At 66.2% G+C, this 18,347-nt stretch carries 15 protein-coding genes; 4 read left to right on the forward strand and 11 right to left on the reverse strand.

Translation table 11 applies throughout. The features are described 5' to 3' along the window. Positions 1-48: 48 nt before the first annotated feature. The gene (locus tag U1839_RS19740) at positions 49-1,053 is read right to left on the reverse strand and encodes a serine hydrolase domain-containing protein (protein WP_332805294.1); all 1,005 of its coding nucleotides are present in this window, start codon (positions 1,051-1,053) and stop codon (positions 49-51) included. After that, positions 1,050-2,537 carry an MFS transporter gene (locus U1839_RS19745; protein WP_332805295.1) on the reverse strand — a complete coding sequence of 496 codons (1,488 nt, stop codon included), beginning with the start codon at positions 2,535-2,537 and terminating at the stop codon, positions 1,050-1,052. The genes U1839_RS19740 and U1839_RS19745 overlap by 4 nt, the downstream gene beginning before the upstream one ends. Positions 2,538-2,878: 341 nt before the next feature. Between U1839_RS19745 and U1839_RS19750 the strand changes: the two genes are divergently transcribed. Beyond that, positions 2,879-5,908: a TonB-dependent receptor domain-containing protein gene (locus U1839_RS19750; RefSeq protein ID WP_332805296.1), complete on the forward strand. Its 3,030-nt coding sequence runs from the start codon at positions 2,879-2,881 to the stop codon at positions 5,906-5,908. Between the two features lie 376 nt (positions 5,909-6,284). Here U1839_RS19750 and U1839_RS19755 read toward each other — a convergent pair whose 3' ends face one another. From U1839_RS19755 to U1839_RS19795, 9 genes are all read right to left on the reverse strand, one after another. After that, positions 6,285-7,634 (reverse strand): ATP-binding protein, encoded by a 1,350-nt coding sequence (locus U1839_RS19755; protein WP_332805297.1) that lies wholly within the window; start codon positions 7,632-7,634, stop codon positions 6,285-6,287. A gap of 94 nt (positions 7,635-7,728) precedes the next feature. Further along, positions 7,729-8,505: a 3'(2'),5'-bisphosphate nucleotidase CysQ gene (locus tag U1839_RS19760; protein ID WP_332805298.1), complete on the reverse strand. Its 777-nt coding sequence runs from the start codon at positions 8,503-8,505 to the stop codon at positions 7,729-7,731. A gap of 68 nt (positions 8,506-8,573) precedes the next feature. After that, entirely contained in the window at positions 8,574-8,792 is a 219-nt protein-coding gene (locus U1839_RS19765) for a hypothetical protein (protein ID WP_332805299.1), read from the reverse strand. 109 nt (positions 8,793-8,901) lie between these two features. Next, a complete protein-coding gene (locus U1839_RS19770) occupies positions 8,902-9,918 on the reverse strand; it encodes an arginine N-succinyltransferase (RefSeq protein ID WP_332805300.1) in 1,017 nt (338 codons plus the stop codon). Beyond that, positions 9,915-11,123, reverse strand: coding sequence for a hydrolase (locus U1839_RS19775; protein WP_332805301.1), 1,209 nt, complete (start codon positions 11,121-11,123; stop codon positions 9,915-9,917). Before U1839_RS19775 ends, U1839_RS19770 begins: the two co-directional genes overlap by 4 nt. A gap of 86 nt (positions 11,124-11,209) precedes the next feature. Continuing rightward, positions 11,210-12,094: a DUF481 domain-containing protein gene (locus U1839_RS19780; RefSeq protein WP_332805302.1), complete on the reverse strand. Its 885-nt coding sequence runs from the start codon at positions 12,092-12,094 to the stop codon at positions 11,210-11,212. Between the two features lie 63 nt (positions 12,095-12,157). Further along, on the reverse strand, positions 12,158-12,637 hold the full coding sequence (locus U1839_RS19785; RefSeq protein ID WP_332805303.1) for an RNA pyrophosphohydrolase: 480 nt from the start codon (positions 12,635-12,637) through the stop codon (positions 12,158-12,160). Continuing rightward, positions 12,634-13,296: a hypothetical protein gene (locus U1839_RS19790; RefSeq protein ID WP_332805304.1), complete on the reverse strand. Its 663-nt coding sequence runs from the start codon at positions 13,294-13,296 to the stop codon at positions 12,634-12,636. The genes U1839_RS19785 and U1839_RS19790 overlap by 4 nt, the downstream gene beginning before the upstream one ends. Beyond that, positions 13,296-14,270 carry an alpha/beta hydrolase gene (locus U1839_RS19795; RefSeq protein WP_332805305.1) on the reverse strand — a complete coding sequence of 325 codons (975 nt, stop codon included), beginning with the start codon at positions 14,268-14,270 and terminating at the stop codon, positions 13,296-13,298. The genes U1839_RS19790 and U1839_RS19795 overlap by 1 nt, the downstream gene beginning before the upstream one ends. 59 nt (positions 14,271-14,329) lie before the next feature. Between U1839_RS19795 and U1839_RS19800 the strand changes: the two genes are divergently transcribed. From U1839_RS19800 to U1839_RS19810, 3 genes are read left to right on the forward strand one after another with little or no spacing between them, the layout of a single operon-like run. Then, positions 14,330-15,322: a histone deacetylase family protein gene (locus tag U1839_RS19800; RefSeq protein WP_332805306.1), complete on the forward strand. Its 993-nt coding sequence runs from the start codon at positions 14,330-14,332 to the stop codon at positions 15,320-15,322. Continuing rightward, positions 15,322-17,208 carry a 2-oxoacid:acceptor oxidoreductase subunit alpha gene (locus tag U1839_RS19805; protein WP_332805307.1) on the forward strand — a complete coding sequence of 629 codons (1,887 nt, stop codon included), beginning with the start codon at positions 15,322-15,324 and terminating at the stop codon, positions 17,206-17,208. The genes U1839_RS19800 and U1839_RS19805 overlap by 1 nt, the downstream gene beginning before the upstream one ends. Continuing rightward, positions 17,205-18,242, forward strand: coding sequence for a 2-oxoacid:ferredoxin oxidoreductase subunit beta (locus U1839_RS19810; RefSeq protein ID WP_332805308.1), 1,038 nt, complete (start codon positions 17,205-17,207; stop codon positions 18,240-18,242). The genes U1839_RS19805 and U1839_RS19810 overlap by 4 nt, the downstream gene beginning before the upstream one ends. Positions 18,243-18,347: the final 105 nt, after the last annotated feature.

Raw genomic sequence — 18,347 nt, forward strand, 5'->3', positions numbered from 1 at the left:
AAGAAAAGGACAGCCCTTCGACAAGCTCAGGGCGAACGGGAAATGGCGCTAGGCCGCGTCGAACTCGGCAACCACCGCATCGCCTGTCTCCGGCCGCAGCGCGAAGATGCCGCTGTCGAAATGCCGCGTCGGGTGGACGCGGTTGGTGAGCAGCGTCCAGGCGAGGCCGCGCTCGAAATCGACCCACAGGCCGGTGCCGGTGAAGCCGGTATGGCCGATCGTCTCGGCCGAACAGGCCTGCCCGCCCGACCAGCCGGCGAAGCGCCGCTCCCAGCCGCAGGTGCGGTCTTCGTAAAAGGGCGTGCGGATCGCCCATAGCATCGCCTCCGAGGCGCCGCTGCCGTCGAGCAGCCCGTGCGCGAAGTCGAGCACCCCGGCGACGGTGCCGAACAGCCCGGCATGGCCGGTCGCGCCGCCCAGCGCCGCGGCATTCTCGTCATGCACCTCGCCCTTGAGCACGCGCTGGCGCCACGGGCAGCGCTCGGTCGCGACCGCCGGGCCGGGCGGCGGCCCATAGCTCAGACCATCACCGAGCGGCCATGCCGCAAGCGATTGCCCCGTCAGCCGCTCGATCGCGATGCCGAGCAGGATGAAGTTGATGTCGGAATAGACCGGTGGCCCATGCTTCCATGCGCGTTGCAGCACGAAGGTGCGTAGCCGCTGCGGGTCGTCGCCATAGGTGTAGACCGGCTCGACCGCGGGCAGGAAGGTGCGGTGCGACAAACAGTCGCGAAAGGTCAGCCGGCGCTCCGGCGCGCCGGCAATGTCATATTGGCGCAGATCAGGGATCGCGTCGGTCAGCGGACGGTCGAGGTCGAGCCGGCCCTGATCGGCGAGCGTAAGGATCATCGTCGTGGTGGCAACGACCTTCGATACCGAGGCGAGGTCGAACCAGTGATCCTCGGTGAGCGTCTCGCGTTCGGGTTCCAGCGCGGCATGGCCGACGACCCTGACCGCGCGCCGGCCATCGGCCGTCACGATGCCCAGCGTCGCCCCGGGAATGCGGCCCTCGGCAACGTAGCGGACGGCGGGCGCAAAGGCAGCTTCGATCATGCCGGCACCGGCTCCTCTTCATCGTCGTCCGGGCGCGGACGAGTGCGGATGATCACGGGGATGAAGACGATCGCCGCCATGCTCATCGCGCCTGCCATGATGAAGAAGCCGTCATAGCCATACTTCTTCTGGAACACGCCAGACAGGCCGGCGAGCAGCCGCGGCAACAGGAATGCCAGTCCCGACAACAGGGCATATTGGGCGCCGGGAAAGCGCGGATTTACCAGCAGCGAGAGATAGACGACGAACACCGCCCCTTCGAAGCCATGCCCGAACTGATCGATTCCCATCGCAAGATAGAGCTTCAGATCGCCACTGGTAATGCCCACCCCCCAGAGCGAGAGCAACACGGCCCCGCCGGCCTGCTGATGCGCCAGCCACGCAAAGACCCAGTTGCTGAGCGCCGATACGATTGCGCCGATCACCAGCGCCCGGCCCATCGGGGCGCGAGCCGCGAGCCATCCGCCCAGCGCGACCCCGACCATGCTCGACACCAGCGCGACCGCACCGTCTGCGACACTAATCTGTTTGAGACCGTAACCGAGCGCATTGAACAACGGGTGGGACAAGGTCAGCGCCATCACGTCGCCCATTCGATAAACCGATACGAACAGCAGAATCGGGATGATGGCATAGTCATAGCGCCAGGCCACGTTGACATAGGGGCCGATGGCAGCCGACCGGCGTGCCGGAGCGCTGGCCGGCAAGCGCCTGAGCCACGGGATGGCAGCGCCCATCGCGATGAAAGGCAGCAGCGCGATGCCGAACACCCAATAGCTCATCACCTTGGGGTCCTCGATCCCGACCGACCCGATCGCCGACAGCAACGCCCAGCCGATCGCCGCAGTGATCGCGGCGACGCCTGCCACGGCGGCGAGGCTGGCAAGCACCCCGGCGACGAGGGCCGTCGTTCGCTGGCCACCCTGGCCGGGGTCGGGGCGCATCGCTGCGAGGATCGGGAAGGGAAGGAAAGCCGCAGCGGCGATGACCAGATAGGCGGTGGTCCAGTCCGCGATGGCGGCGATGTAGATCGCGCCGCTGCCGGCAGCCACCATCGCGCTGCGATAGCCCCACAGATTGGCCGCGACGATCGGTCCCTGTTGTTCCGCCGTTGGCGCGAGCTCGATCCGCCATGCGTCCGCCGCAACCTCGAAGGTGGTCGTCCAGAAGGCGAGCAGAACCGCGAACATCGCGGTCAGCGGCAGGTTCCTGTCCGACGATGTGAACGCCATCGCGACCATCGCTGCAAAGATGCCGAGCTGCGCCAGCATCAGCCAGCCACGCCGCTTTCCCCAGAAGCGTCCGAAGCCCGGCACATCATAGCGATCCAGCAAGGGCGCCCATGCGAACTTGAACGTCGGCAGCAACGCGACCCACGCAAAGAAGCCCACCGTGACGATGTCCACACCGTGGCGCGCGAGCCGCAGCAACAGCACGGCATTGAACATGTAGAAAGGCAGTCCGGCGGAAAAGCCGAGCAGCATGTAAAGCAGCAGACGCGATCTCGGAACCTGCGCGGTTGATGCGACTCTTGAGGTGCTGATCACAGACGCATCGCTCGCAACAGCCGTCATTCACCCATCCCCCAACTACGCCGATCGCCACGCTCGACCGGGCGGCGGCGCGGGTCAATGGCGTTCCTGCGCGGCACTGTTGCGCGCGCGCCACGCTTTGGGCGAATTCGGGGCAGGAGTTGCCATCAGGTTATGGAGCGACCAACAGAAACTATGGCGCGCCGTGACACTCTTGTTACTTAATGCCGCCTTCGCAGTGGGGCTGCGTAACAGGGGGTTTGAATATGCTTGGCTCGACGCATCTTAAATTCATGCTCGCTTCGGGAACCGCGCTCGCCGCACTGATGGTGCCGGCCGCCGCATACGCGCAGGCCAGCTTGCCGAAAGACAAGCCGGCCGAGGCAGCGGCCCCGGCTGAGACCGAAGTGGTGGTCACCGGGTCGCGCATCAAGCAGGACCCCAACAACAGCGCCTTGCCGCTGCAGATCATCGGCCAGCAGGATCTGCGGCGTGAGGGGATCAACAGCCCCGAGCAGCTGATTTCGTTCCTCTCCGCCAACGGCAACGGTGCCGATAACCTTGCCTCGAACTCCGACGTCGTTACGGGCGCCGCACGCGGCACCAACGGCCTGTCCGCCGCGAACCTGCGCGGCCAGGGGAGCGCCGCGACCTTGGTGCTGCTCAACGGTCGCCGCGTCGCCGCCCACGGCCTGCAGGGCTCGGCCGTCGACGTGAACCAGATTCCGTTCGCGGCGATCCAGCGTATCGAGGTTCTGAAGGACGGCGCCTCGGCGATCTACGGCACCGACGCGGTCGGCGGCGTGATCAACTTCATCACCAAGACCAATTTCACCGGCATCGACGTCAGCGGCTTCTCCGACGTCACGCAGCGCGGCGATGCGCCGATCTATCGCCTGTCGGCCACCGCCGGCTGGGGCAAGCTCGAGGAGCAGGGCTTCAACGTGATGGGCGCGGTCAGCAAGAGCTGGAACAGCGCGCTGTTCGGCAACCAGCGCGATTTCGTCAACGGCAACCAGCCCAACCGCGGCCTGTCGATCGACACGCGCGGCACCCCCTTGGCCACCGCATTCCCGATCAATCCCACCGCCGCCGGCGTCGGCATCACGCAGGGTGGCACCTTGCTCGGCGGCACCACACAGTGTCTCACCGGTACGGCGCCGAATTGCACCACCTTCAATCCGGCCTATCTCGCCAATGCGCCCGGGTTCTTCATTCCCGGAACCACAACAGCGGCAATCGGCGGCGTCAACCCGCTCCGCCTGGGCGGCGGCGCCGGCTGCGCCTCGGTCGATGGCGGAATGAACTACGATTCCGTGCTCTATAACACGCCGAATGCCGCGCTCGCCTGCTCATGGGATACCGGGCGGGCCGCGACCCTGCAGCAGCCGATCCAGACGTTGACCTATTATGGCCGAGCGACCGCGCGCTTCGGTTCGCACGAACTCTATGCCGAAGTCACCGGCTCCGACGCCAAGTCGGACAAAATCTTCTCCAACAATCAATATACCTCGAACAATACCTCGCTGCCGATCGCCTATCCGCTCAATGCCCTGACGGCGACGACCTACAATGCCGTCTACAGCACGATCGCGGCGACGCTGCCGGGGGTCGCCGTGAATTACGGCAAGCCGATAACCTTCCGCTGGCGCTGCATCGATTGCGGTCCGCGCGAATACAGCACCGATACCAAGACCTTCCGCGCTGCGGTCGGTATCGACGGACCGTTGTTTGCCGGCTGGGATTATCGGGCGGGCGCGTCCTACGCGAGCAGCGTCGCCAATTCCGTCCTCGGCACCGGCTACAGCTATCGCGGCGTCTATGCGACCGCGGCCGCCGTCACCTACGCCAAGGCCAATGGCAATCCCAACGCCGTGCTGGGCGGCCCCGATCCCCGGGCGCCGACCGCCCCGGGCGCCAGCGCCCCGGGTATCGTCGGTCTGTTCAACTCGGGTATCCTCAACCCCTTCTCGCTGGTGCAGACGCCGCAGGCGCTTGCAGCTCTCGACGCCGTTTCGGCCAAGGGCGTCAAGCTCTATGGGGGCAAATATGAGGTGCGCCAGTTCGACGCCTCGGTTTCCGGCAGCCTGTTCAGGCTGCCCGGCGGCATGGTGAAGGTCGCGCTCGGGGTCGACTTCCGTCACGAGAGTTATTCGTTCAACGGCTCTTCGGCGGCGGATGTCTCGTCGCCCGACATCTTCAACGTGGCGTTCGACAACGTCAACTCGCTGAGCAAGGTGTCGCGCGACGTGAAGGCGGCCTATGGCGAAATCCTGATCCCCGTGTTCAGCATGCTCGAACTGTCGGCAGCGGGCCGCGTCGACGATTACACCGGCTTCGGTTCGACCTTCAATCCGAAGTTCACCGCCAAGTTCCGCCCGATCGACTGGCTGATGTTCCGCGCGTCGTACAACACCGGCTTCCGCGTACCGAGCTTCAACCAGATCTTCAATGGCGTCACGCAGTCGCCCAACCCGGGCAACACCTTGGTCGACCCGACCACCTGTCCGGCGGGTTCGGTCGTCGGGTCCTCGGCAGGATGCGCGGCGATTACCCCGGATTCGCTCAGTGGCGGTAACCTGACTCTGCACCCGGAAACGTCGAAGCAATACAGCTTCGGCGCGGTGTTCCAGCCCTCGCGCCATTTCAGCGCATCGGCCGATTTCTGGTCGATTAATGTCGATAACGTGATCGGCACGATCACGATACCGCAATTGCTCGCCAATATCGGCGCGTTCCCCGATCGCATCACGCGGACCAACGGAATCATCACGCTGGTCGATCTGCGCACTGGCAATTTCGGATCGCGCCGCACCCAGGGCATCGACTTCACCGCCAACGGCAACATCGATGGTCTTGGCGGCACCTTCAGCGCCGGTTTCGACGGCACGCTGCTGCTTCTCAAGAAGGAGAAGCTGCTGCCCAACCTGGCCTATACCAATACGCTCGGCGTCTTCACGCTGACGGGCGATCTCGGCCTGAAGTTCAAGTACAACGCCTATATCACCTACCAGCGCAACGGCTTCGGCCTCACCTTCTCGCAGATCTATCGCGACAGCTATGTCAACCAGCAGTTGCCGTTGAGCGCGACGCGTCCGGACTTCAACCCGCGCGTGAAGCCCTACATCATCTACAATGCGACGATCTCGCAGCGCTTCGGTGATCGCCTGACGCTCACCGCCGGCGTGAAGAACCTGTTCGACACCGATCCGCCCTTCGCGATCACCTATGACTCGAACACGGGTGCGGGCAGCTCGTGGGAACCGCGCGTGGCGGATCCGCGCGGCCGCTCCTTCACCATGCAAGCGCAGGTCAAGTTCTAGGGGACCCTGATATCCCTGGAACGGTCTACGGCGCGCGTTCCTCGCGGAACGCGCGCCGTTTTCTTGTCGGTCATCCGTCGTCGCATTGGTTCTGCGTGCGTCCATCGCCGTCAACGAACGTTAGAGCGGGATGACTCTAGCTTAACCCGGAAGGTGATTCCGCGGAAGCGCAGGTCTCAGCCGCGAAGCCCGATCCCGACCGGCGTGGCGGTCAAAGCGGGCGGCGGCCGATCTTGGTTAGAGCCGGATATGAAGAAGCGGGAACCGGTTTTCGCAACAATCCCGCGACAACAAAAGATTACAGAGCAGGATACGATGCAGCTCAATCGCATCCTGCTCCAAGCATCCGCGGATACGTCAACCCCGGCGCCCGGGCTCACGCTGTCGGCGGCGCGGCCGGCAGGATGACGGTGACGCGCAGACCGCCGAGCGGCGAGGGGCTCGCCTCGATGCGGCCATGGTGCGCCTCGACGATCGACTGCGCGGTGGCGAGGCCGAGGCCGTAGGTTGTGACCGACTCGCCGGGCGCGAGCGAGGTGCGGTAGAAGGGCTCGAACAGTTCGCGCGCGAGGTCGATGTCGACGCCCGGCGCGCTGTCGTCGACGATCAGGCGCCACGCGCCGCGCTGGCCCTCGAGCCCGAGCGCGATGCGGCCTCCGGCGGGCGTGTAGCGCAGACTGTTCTCGATCAGCGCGGTGAACAGCTGTTCGATCCGCGCGCCGTCCCATTTCACCGGCACGGTGTGGCTGGGCATCTGGCCGGTTTCGAGCGTCACGCGCAGCGCATCGGCGCGGCGTTTACTGGTCCAGATCGCGTTGCGGATCAGCGCGCAGGGATCGACCGTCGCGAAGGTGACGGGGAGCCGGCCGAGATCGGCCATCGCCACCGCGTGCAGATCCTCGGCCATTTCCGACAGACGCTGGACGTCGCCGACAATGTCCTCGAACGCGACCTGGTCGTCGACCGGCGATGTTGCGTGCAGCGCGATCAGCTTGTCGCCGAGCAGCTGGACCGGCTTGCGCAATTCTTCCGAGACATTGACCAGCCATGTGCGGCGGGCGGTTTCGAGCCGATCGAACGAACGCGCGATACGGCCGAGGTTGCGCATCGTCGCGCGGGTCTCGGCCGGCCCTTCCTCGCTGACATCGGCGTCGTAATCGCCCTGGGCGATGGCGCGACTGGCGCGGTAGAGCGCGCGCTGCGGGCGCGTCCAGGCGGCGGCGATGCTGTAGCCGGCGACGAGCAGGATCAGCAGGATCGCGGCCATCGCCGCGACGATGCCGACGACCTGGTCGCGCATGAAGGTGTAGCCGGCGCCGTCGCCGACCGGGGCGCGGACGATGCGCACCTGCGCGACTTCCTTCCCGTCGACCTGCAGCGGACGGACGGCGCGGACGCCATCGGCGTCGGGCGTCGCGCCGGCGATGCGGCCGCCGCCGGGCGCATAGAGCGCGACACGCCCGATCAGCGGCGCGGCGGGGTCGCCGTCGCGCTGATTGTCGCGGAAATCGCGTTGTGCCGCGGCGAGGGCGCCCGACATGGGTGCGCCGCCGCGTATCTCGGCGGACACCAGTGCGGTCAGCGCGGCGAGCGCCTGATCGTCCTGCGCGGCGACATAGCTGTCATGCCCGCGACCGAGATTCCATACCAGCAGCGCGCCGGGCAACGCCGCGGCGAGCAGGGCCTGTGCGGTCAGACGTACGTAAAGGCCGGCGAACAAGCGCAACGTACCATTCCCCTATTTCAGGCCGCCCCCCGGAGACCCCCATGCGAGCTAGCGTGGATAGCAACGCGAAACAATCAAATCGGACCGATGTCCCTCATTCGCACGCCGGCACCCATGCCGCCACGGCGGCGAGCACCGTCGCGGCATATTCCGGACGGCAGATCAGCAGGTCGGGCAGCAGCGGATCGCGACAATTATAGACCAGCGCCGCGCCATCGATGCGCGAGGTGTGGAGACCCGCCGCGGCGGCGACCGCCACCGGCGCGCAATTGTCCCATTCATATTGCCCGCCGGCATGGAGATAGATTTCCGCGTCGCCCGCGACCACCGCCATCGCCTTGGCGCCGGCCGATCCCATCGGGACGAGTTCGGCATCGATCGCGCGCGCCACCGCGTTGACCATGGCGTGTGCGCGCGAGCGGCTGACCAGCATGCGCGGCCGCGCAGGCAGCGCGGCAAAGACCGGCGCGGGATCGTCGGTGGTGAACACCTTGTTCAGCGCGGGCAGCGCGACCGCGCCGGCGGCCGGGGCGCCATCGATCGCCAACCCGATATGCACCGCCCAGTCGTCGCGCCGCTCGCCGAACTCGCGCGTGCCGTCGAGCGGATCGACGATCCACACGCGGCGCGCGGCACAGCGCGCGCCATCGTCATGCGATTCTTCCGACAGGATGAAATCATCCGGGCGCGCGGCGTGCAGCAGATCGAGGATCAGCGTGTTGGCCTCGCTGTCCCCGCGCGCGCGCAAGTCGGCGTCGGGGCATCCCCCCGGGGCGCCGAGGTCGCGCAGCAGGGCGGCGGCGGCGAGCGCGACGTCGCGGGCAATTTGACCGTCGGTGCGTTGATCGACGGCGGGAGCGGTGCTGGTCATGGCTGCGCCTGATAGCGTGCTTTGTGCGATGTGCGACCAACGATTGCTGTGCGGCGAACAAGCCGTGCTCATGGTCGTTGGCTCCGTTCGACCGAATCGAGAATGCGCGCGCCGGCCATGAACACCGCGACCGGGCAGACCGCGAACAGCATCCATCCGCCGATGCCGGGATATTGCTGGAGATAGTGCACGCCGCGCTCGACCGCGCCGGTGCCGAGGCCATAGATCACGGCAAACGCCTCGAACTTGGTCTTGATGATGAACAGCCGGGCGATCCTGGTCCACATGCCGTTCGCTAAGCAATGACCGGGCCAAGCGCGGATTCGCGTGCTTTCGCCTTAACGCAGATGGTTAGCTGTAAGTTAATCCGACGCCTGGAGCGCCGCGTCCGGGGAGCTAGACCCGCGCGACGTGGCTGACGCTGTCTCCCTCGACCACGCCGAGCGCGGCGGCGCAGGCGCGGCTCAGCGCGATGCCGTGGCCGCATTCGCGCACCCGGCCATAGGCCGAGCGGAACGCCGTGCGCCGGCCCGCAGCGACCAACGCCTGCTCGCCGCCATCGTCATCGATCGCGACGATCTCATGCGTTCGCGCCTCGCGGATCGTGCGGACCTGATCGGTGCGTGCGGTCATCGTCGGGCCGCCGTCGAAAATGTCGACATATTGCTCGAACGAGAAGCCCTCATTTTCGAGCATGCGCATCGCGGCGCGGCCGGAAGGGTGCGGCAGCCCGATCGCGGCACGGGCGCTTTCCGACAGCATGGCGATATAGACCGGGTGCTTGGGGAACAGGTCGGCGATGAACTGGTGGCCGTGGATCGCGTTGAACTGGTCGGCGTCCTGGAAATTCATCCCGAAGAAGCGCCCGGCAAGGCCGTCCCAGAAGGGCGAGCCGCCGGCCTCGTCGATGATCCCGCGCAGTTCCGCCAGGATGCGATCCGCGAAGCGCGCGCGGTGTGCGGCGATGAACAGATAGCGGCTGCGCGCGAGCAGCATGCCGAGCCCGCCGGCGCGCTCGCCGGGATGGAGGAACAGCCCGCCGACCTCGCTCGACCCTTCGAGATCGGTGGTCAGGCCGAGCATGTCGGCGCGGAAGGTGCGGTTGAGTTCGCGGCTATGCTGCGTCAGCGTGCCGATGCGATAGCTGTAAAAGGGATATTGCTGGCCGACATGGGTGAAGATCTGGCAGGTGCCGCGCACCTCGCCGGTCTCGCTATTCTCGAGCACCAGCACGAACAGGTCGTCGGCGAGCGCATCGTCCTCGCGTCCGAAGGCGGCGCGGCTGCGGTCGAGCTTGGCCTGTAGCGCCTTGCGGTCCGCCGGCAGGTTGGTGAAACCGCCCCCGGTCAGCTTGGCCATTTCATAGAGCGGTTGCAGGTCGGAATCGCGCGCGGCGCGGATCAGGAAGGTCACAGGCCACCTCGTTCGGCAATGCGCAATATCGTCACGGCGGAAAGCGCGGCGCGCTCCGCCAGGCTATCGACGATCATGAATTCTTGCGGAGAATGGATCGCGCCGCCGCGCGCGCCCATCGTGTCGACCACCGGCACACCGCACGCCGCGATGTTGTTGCCGTCGCACACCCCGCCGGTCGCGCGCCAGCCGATGACCAGACCGAGATCAGCGCCAGCCAACTTGACCAGGTCGAACAATGTTGCCGCGCCGGGGTCGATCGGCTTGGGAGGGCGATTGAAGCTGCCATGCACCTCGATCCGCACCTCGTGCTCGCACGTGATGGCGGCGATGACGCTGTCGAGCAGCGCCTGCGCGCGGACGATATCGGCGGGTGTCGCGGGGCGGAAGTTGACGCGCAGCAGCGCGAAGTCGGGGACGACATTGTTGGGCCCGCCGCCCTCGATCCGCGCCGGGTTGACCGCCAGCCCGGCGCCGCGTGCCGCCGCGAGCCGCACGGCAAGATCGGCGGCGGCGACGAGCGCGTTGCGGCCATCCTCTGGGTTGCGGCCGGCATGCGCACTGCGGCCATGGACGACAATCGAGAAATTGCCCGTGCCGCCGCGCGCGCCGGCCAGCGTGCCGTCGGGCAGCGCGGGCTCGTAGGTCAGCGCGGCGACCTTGCCGCGCGCCGCGCGCGCGAGCAGCGCGGCGGAGGAGAAGGAGCCGGTCTCCTCGTCCGAATTGATCACGACCTCATAGCCGATTCGCGTGGCGAGCGGGCTGGCCTCGACCGCGCTGAGTGCGGCGAGCATCACCGCCAGCCCGCCCTTCATGTCGGCGACGCCGGGGCCGTGCAGCGACCCGTCGTCGCGCAGCGTGAGCGTCTGGAACGGGTGATCGACCGGATAGACGGTGTCCATATGTCCGGTGAACAGCATGCGCACGGGCGCGTCGGGGCGAACGTTGAGGTGGAGATGCCGGCCATGGTCGAGCTGCGACACGCTGCCGTCGGCAGCGACGCTCTCGACCGGCGCCGGCTCGACCAGCTCGATCTTGCCCGGCAAGGCGGAGAAGGCTTCGCCAAGCGCGGTCGCGACTGTCTTCAGGCCGGCGAGGTTGCGCGTGCCGCTGTTGATCGTCGCCCAGTGCTGGACCTGATCGAGCATCGGCTGGTCGTGGATGGTCTCGATCGCGGCAACTTCGATCGGCGAGAGCTGGGTCATCGCGGCGTGTTAGCCCGATAGGCCGCGCTTGGGAACCAAGGGACCGATCCGAAGCGGATAGATCGCGGCTATGGCCGGGCGGGATATCAGAAGCTGTAGACCAGCGATGCGCGGCTGGTGGTGTCGGTGGTCACGCGCCCGACCGGCGGCATGCTCTCATATTGCACGCCATAGGACAGTTGCGCGGCGAGCGGCCCGATGAGCTTGGCTTTCACGGCTGTCGTGCTGCTGACCGTGCTGTTGTAATGCTGCAGATAGGCCGAGGCGATCTGGCTGAGCGAGACCGCATCGGTGAGTTTCCAGCCGAAATTGACCGAACCACGCGCCGCCGCGCTACTCTCGACCGTCGCGTCGGTGAAGGCGGTGTAGCGAAACGCCGGCCCAACTTCGATGTCGAGCGTCACGCGCGGTTGCTTGATCGCGCTGTACCCCGCGCCGATCGACGCGGCGTAGCGCTCGTCATAACCGAGATAATGGTCGCTCTCGAACAGCGCCGAGCCGTAGACATAGCCGCGCGCGCCGAACTTGAAATTGGGTTCGTAGCTGGCGAGGTAATGCTCGCGGCTGACCACGCCCGCGCTTTGCTGATAGTCGGCGGCGAGATGCAGCTTGTGGCGCCAGCGCTTCGTCTCGCGCACCACGTCGATCGCCGTGCTTGCGCCGACATCGCTGGTGTTGCCGGACGTCGCAAAGCCGCCCAGCTCGACCTTGCCTTTCCAGATGTCGGACGCGGCGTTGTCCGCCGCCGCCTTCTTCGTCGCCACGGCCTTGTGCCAATCGTCGATCAGCAGGTTGATCGCCTCGCTGGCCTCGGGCGCGGCGGCGCGGGCATATTTGGCCACGGTCGCGACCTCTGCCTCATTGCCGGTCACGATCGCGGCATCGAGCATCGCCTTGACGGGCGCGGGGATCGGCGCCGGCGCGGCGGCGATCAGCAGGGGAGCGAGGCTGAACAAGGCAAGCGGGCGCATGCCTTTTTCGATATCGCCGAAGGCGCACAAATCAAACGATTTTGACCGTGCTCCGGCAATGATTCAGTCGAGATCGTCGCCGAATGCCGCCAGCACCTGCTCATAGAGTTCGCGCTTGAACGGGACGATCACCGTCGGCAGCTCCTGCGGCGGGAGCCAACGCCACGCGCGGAACTCCTGATGCGCGGTGGCGATGTCGATGTCGCCGTCCTCGCCGACAAAGCGGTAGAGGAACCAGCGCTGAATCTGCCCGCGATATTTGCCCTTCCACACCTTGCCGATCAACTCGTCGGGCAGGTCATAGCGGAATTCGCCGGGCGCGATCGTGACGAGTTCGACCTTGTCGGGCGCGATGCCCGTTTCCTCGCCCAGTTCGCGCAGCGCCGCGGCCTCGGCATCCTCGCCCTCGTCGATGCCGCCCTGCGGCATCTGCCACGCTTCGACGCTGCTATCGATCCGCTGGCCGACGAACACCTCGCCCTGGCGGTTGACCAGCATGATGCCGGCACAGAGGCGGTAGGGGAGATTGACGGGATCGATCATGGGTTCACGCTGCGCGCGGTGTCTGCGGCAATGATCGTCGCACAGCCGGATTCGCTCGCGCTCGCACAAACTCGCGCGGTGCCGAACTGCGCATGCAGAATCTCTTCGGCCTGAGCAAGATCGATCGGTGGATGATCGGCGTTGAAGGGTGCGCCGCGCACCGCGTAGTTGAGCGTGTAGATCGCGTCCTCGTCGCGGAACATGAGGATGAAATCCTGCTCGCCGGCCCCGGTCAAAGCAGCCGGATAGGCGCCAGCCGGAAGCGCGCCACAACCAATGGCGATGACCGAAAGTCTGAGGGGCCCTTCAATCTGTTTTTCGCCGAAGTTGCGATATATGTGCCCCTGTGTGCAGGAGACGGGGTCGAAGACTGCCTTTGCAATGACTGCACTTGCCAAATCGGGGCGAATGCCGTGGGTTGCTCTGATGGTGATGAGACGAGTCCAGTTCTCCACGGTTTCGCCTTTTGGAACGATCTCCATCAGAAACTGTCGGTCATTGCTTTGTGGCGGTACGGGCTGAAAGTTGGCCGGCAGATGAAATCCCAAGACCCGGTTATAGAGTCGGATGACAAAATTGGTCGTCGGCGCCGTGATCGTCGCCGGCGCTTCGCCGGCGGGCAAAAGCAACGCGAACATCGCCAAAATGACGCCCCGCATCACGCCGCCGCCTGCGCCATGACGCGCTCGGCCTCGGCCTCGACGATCATCCCCTTCAGCGCGGCAAGCGCCGACGACACGTCGCCGACCGACGACGGGATCGCCTTGCGCAGGTTGATGAAGCCATGGATGTTGCCGACCGCCTCGCGGAAGATCACTGGCACACCCGCCTTGGCCAGCGCGGCGGCATAAGCGCGACCCTGGTCGCGGATCGGATCGAGGCTGGCGGTGACGACCACGGCGGGGGGCATGCCGGCCATCGCGCCGAGCAGCGGCGATGCGCGCACGTCGCTCGTCTCGGGCGCGTAGCTGGCCTCGAACCATTCCATCGTCGCGCGAGTCAGCAGATAACCTTCGGCGAACTCGGCATAGGAGGAATATTCGACCGTCGAATCGGTTGCCGGGTAGAAGGGCAGCTGCGCGATCACCGGCACCTTGGCGGGTTTGTCGCGCAAGGCCATCGCCGTGACGATCGTCAGATTGCCGCCGGCGCTGTCGCCGCACAGCACCAGACTGGTGACGGTGCGGCCGAGTTCTGCGGGGCTGTCCGCGACCCAGCGCGCCGCCGCCTTGCAATCGTCGGGGGCGGCGGGCCAGGGCGATTCGGGGGCAAGGCGATAATCGACCGAGATCACCGGCAGATCGAGCGTCCGCGCAATCTCGGCGCAGATCGCGGCGTGCGATTCGACGTCGCCGATCACGTAACCGCCGCCATGGTAGAACACCATCACGGGGCCGGGCTCACGCGAGGTGCGCGGATCGAACATCGTCGCCGGGATCGTGCCGGCCGGCCCGGGAATGGCGAGGTCGAGGCGTGTGCCGAGGTCGCCGACCGGCAGATCGGTCACGTCGCGCATCGCGAGATAGACCTGCCGCGCCGCGGGCGCGTCCATCTCATGCATCTTGGGGCCGGGCATCGCGTTGAGGAAATCGAGAAAGGCGCGGGCGTCCGGGCGGACATAAGGTTCGGTCATGGTCGGTCCTCTCGCATCGGCCGGTGGCGCCAGCCCTTGTCCGTGCCTAGGTAAGGCGCGTGATCGCCGTCGTCCATCATCCAAGCTATATAGCCGAAGCGCCGTCGCGCAGTGCCTATCGCTGGAACAAGAACGGCCTGATTCGCGACCTGCTGCTTGCCCAAGGCGCGGCGATCGACTGGCACGAGCCCGTACCGGCGCCGCGCGCGTGGATCGAGGCAGCGCACGACCCCGACTATGTCGATGAGGTGCTGACGGCGCGCGTCCCGCGCGACAAGGAACGACGGATTGGCTTTGCGGTGAGCGAAGCGGTGGCGCACCGCGCGCCCCATGTCGTCGGCGGCACCTGGCTGGCCGCGATACTGGCGCTCGAGCGTGGCTTTGCCGCGAACAGCGCGGGCGGCAGCCATCACGCGCTCGCCGCGAGCGGCGCGGGCTATTGCGTCTTCAACGATCTCGCCGTCACGGCGCTGCGACTGGTCGAGGAGGGACGCATGGCGCGGGTGATGGTCGTCGATTGCGACGTCCATCAGGGTGACGGCACGGCGGCATTGCTCGCCGGGCGCGATGGCATCACCACCTATTCGATCCATGCCGAGAAGAATTTTCCGGTGCGCAAGGCGCGGTCGACGCTCGACGTGGCGTTGCCCGACGGGACCGGCGACGAGGCCTATCTCGCCACGCTGGAGGCGACACTCGCGCCGATGCTCGATCGCGAGCGGCCGGAGTTGGTGTTGTATCAGGCCGGCGTCGATCCTTTCCTTGGCGACCGACTGGGGCGGCTCGCGCTGAGCGAGGCAGGGCTGGTGGCGCGCGAGCGATTGATCGCCAAGTTGATGATCGCGCGGGGCATTCCGCTCGCGAGCACCGTCGGTGGCGGCTATGGCGACGACGCGCTGGCGATTGCCGAGCGGCATGTCAGCACCATTCTTACCCTGGGTGAGGCGCTCTACGGGAAAGTAGCGGTTGCACCGCCCGCGCATGAAACTAGGTTGGCCCGCCACCGTCCAGCGCATAAGGGCGGCGCAACGAAGTCCACGGGATATTGCTGATGGCGACCGCCGCCCACCTGACCACGCCGCAAGAGGCATCTGCCAACCCACCTGCCGAGTCGATCGTCGTCCGCTTCGCGGGCGATTCCGGCGATGGCATGCAGCTCACCGGGGGGCAGTTCACGCTGTCGACCGCGCTGGCCGGCAACGATCTCGCCACCTTCCCCGATTTTCCGGCCGAAATCCGCGCGCCGCAGGGCACGCTGTTCGGCGTGTCGGCCTTCCAGATCAATTTCGGCTCGACCGCGATCGAGACCGCCGGCGACGCGCCCGACGTGCTCGTCGCGATGAACCCGGCGGCGCTCAAGACCAATGTCGATGCGCTCAAGACCGGCGGGCTGATCATCGCCGACGCCGGCGAGTTCGGCGACCGCAACCTCGCCAAGGCGAAATATGCTGCCAATCCGCTCACCGACGGCAGCCTCGCCAAGTGGCAGCTGCTGGCGTTCGACATTTCGCAGCTGACGCTCGAATCGGTCAAGCCGTTCGGGCTGGGCAACAAGGAAGCGCTGCGCTGCAAGAATATGTGGACGCTCGGCCTGGCCTTGTGGATGTTCGATCGCGGACGCGAGCCGATCATCGACTGGCTCAAGGCCAAGTTCGCCAAGAACCCGACACTGGCCGAGGCGAACATCGCCGCGCTCAATGCCGGCCATGCCTATGGCGAAACCGCCGAACTGTCGGGCAGCGGTCTCGGCGCGGTGCGCCTGCACCAGCAGCATGTCGCCGCCGCGCCGGCCGAGCCCGGCCTGTACCGCACGGTGACGGGGGCCGAGGCGATCTCGCTCGGTCTCGTCGCGGGTGCGCAGCTGGCCGATCTGCCGATGTTCTTCGGCGGTTATCCGATCACCCCGGCCTCGGCGATCCTGCATCATCTGTCGCGGCTGAAGGAATATCGCGTCACGACCTTCCAGGCCGAGGACGAGATCGCGGCAATCGCCAGTGCGATCGGCGCCTCCTATGCCGGCCAGCTTGGTGTCACCTCATCGTCGGGGCCCGGCATCGCGCTCAAGGGCGAGGCGATGGGCCTGGCGATCATGACCGAGCTGCCGCTGGTCATCATCAACTCGCAGCGCGGTGGCCCGTCGACCGGCCTGCCGACCAAGACCGAACAGTCGGATCTCTACCAGGCGGTTTATGGCCGCAATGGCGATGCGCCGATGCCGGTGATCGCGGCACGCTCGCCGTCGGACGCGTTCGAAGTGGCGATCGAGGCGGTGCGCATCGCGACGCAATATATGACGCCGGTGATGGTGCTGACCGATGGTTATATCGCCAACGCCGCCGAGCCGTGGAAGGTGCCGTCGATCGACAGCTTCGCGCCATTCCCCGTTGAATTCATGGACGTTGCGCCGGAAGGTGGCTTCCTGCCCTATGCCCGCGACGAGAAGCTGGCGCGGCCCTGGGTCAAGCCCGGCACGCCCGGGCTGCTCCACCGCATCGGCGGGATCGAGAAGCAACTCGGCACCGGCAACATCGAATATGGCGCCGCCAACCATCAGGCGATGACCAATATCCGCCACGACAAGGTCGCCAATATCGCAGTGCCCGATCAGGAGGTCGCGATGGGCGACAGCTCGGGCAAGCTGGTCGTGGTCGGCTGGGGCTCGACCTTCGGGCCGATCCACCAGGCGGTGCGGCGCGGCCGGCGCAAGGGGCTCGACGTCAGCCATGTCCATATCCGCCACATCTGGCCGATGCCGGCAAATCTGGGCGCGTTGCTCAAGAGTTACGACAAGATACTCGTTCCCGAAATGAACACAGGCCAGCTCAAGACGGTGCTGCGCGACCAGTTCCTGGTCGACGCCAAGCCGCTCAACAAGGTGTCCGGCCAGCCGTTCCGCATCTTCGAGATTGAGCAAGCCATCGAGGAGATGCTCGCATGAACGACATGACCCCCATCGCGAAGCTGACTACGCCCAAGGATTGGGAAACCGACCAGGAAGTGCGCTGGTGCCCGGGCTGCGGCGATTATGCGATCCTCAAGGCAGTGCAGCGCACCATGCCCGAGATCGGCGCGCGGCCGGAGAACACCGTGTTCGTCAGCGGTATCGGCTGCTCGTCGCGCTTTCCCTATTATATGGAAACCTATGGCTTCCACACCATCCACGGCCGCGCGCCGGCGGTGGCGACCGGGGTCAAGCTGGCCAATCCCGAACTCGATGTTTGGATCATCACCGGCGACGGCGACGCGCTGTCGATCGGCGGCAACCACACGATGCACCTCATTCGTCGCAATCTCGATTGCCAGGTGCTGCTGTTCAACAACGAGATTTACGGCCTGACCAAGGGCCAGTACTCGCCAACCAGCCGCGAAGGCACGCGCTCGCCCTCGACGCCCTATGGCTCGGTCGATCATCCGGCCAAGCCGTGCGCCTTCGCGCTCGGCGCGGGCGGGCGCTTCATCGCGCGGGCGATCGACGTCAACAAGAACCTGCCGGCGGTGCTCAAGGCGGCCTATGCGCACAAGGGCACGGGTTTCGTCGAGATCTTCCAGAACTGCATCGTCTACAATGACGAGGTGTTCGGCGCCTTCACCGAAAAGGCCCATGCCGGGACCAACCAGTTGTGGGTCGAGCATGGCAAGCCGCTGCTGTTCGCCGGCGGCACCAAGGGCCTGGCGATGGATCTCGCGCGGCTGACACTCAAGGTCGTCGACGTGGTCGATGGCGACTGGGAATCGGTCGGCGTCGCGGTGCACGACCAGACCAACCGTGGCCTCGCCCACATGCTGGTCGAGATGCCGTTCGGTGCCTTCCCGATGGCGCTCGGCGTGATCTACGACGATCCCGCGCCGACCTTCGACGACGCGGTCATCGCGCAGAACATTGCTGCTGCACAGGGCAAGACGCCCAACCTGCAGAAGCTGCTCAGCCAGGGCCAGACCTGGATGGTCGAAGCACAACCGCACGAGATGTGATGGGGAGCGCATTTGCTCTCTCAGTTTTGGCGCTTATCTCGATCGTTGCGATTGACGACGACCCCTTGCCGCCGAAGGGCAGGGCATCGTTGATCGCAGCGCGTT

It is taken from the genome of Parasphingomonas halimpatiens (genome assembly GCF_036663795.1).
Lineage (GTDB): Bacteria > Pseudomonadota > Alphaproteobacteria > Sphingomonadales > Sphingomonadaceae > Sphingomonas.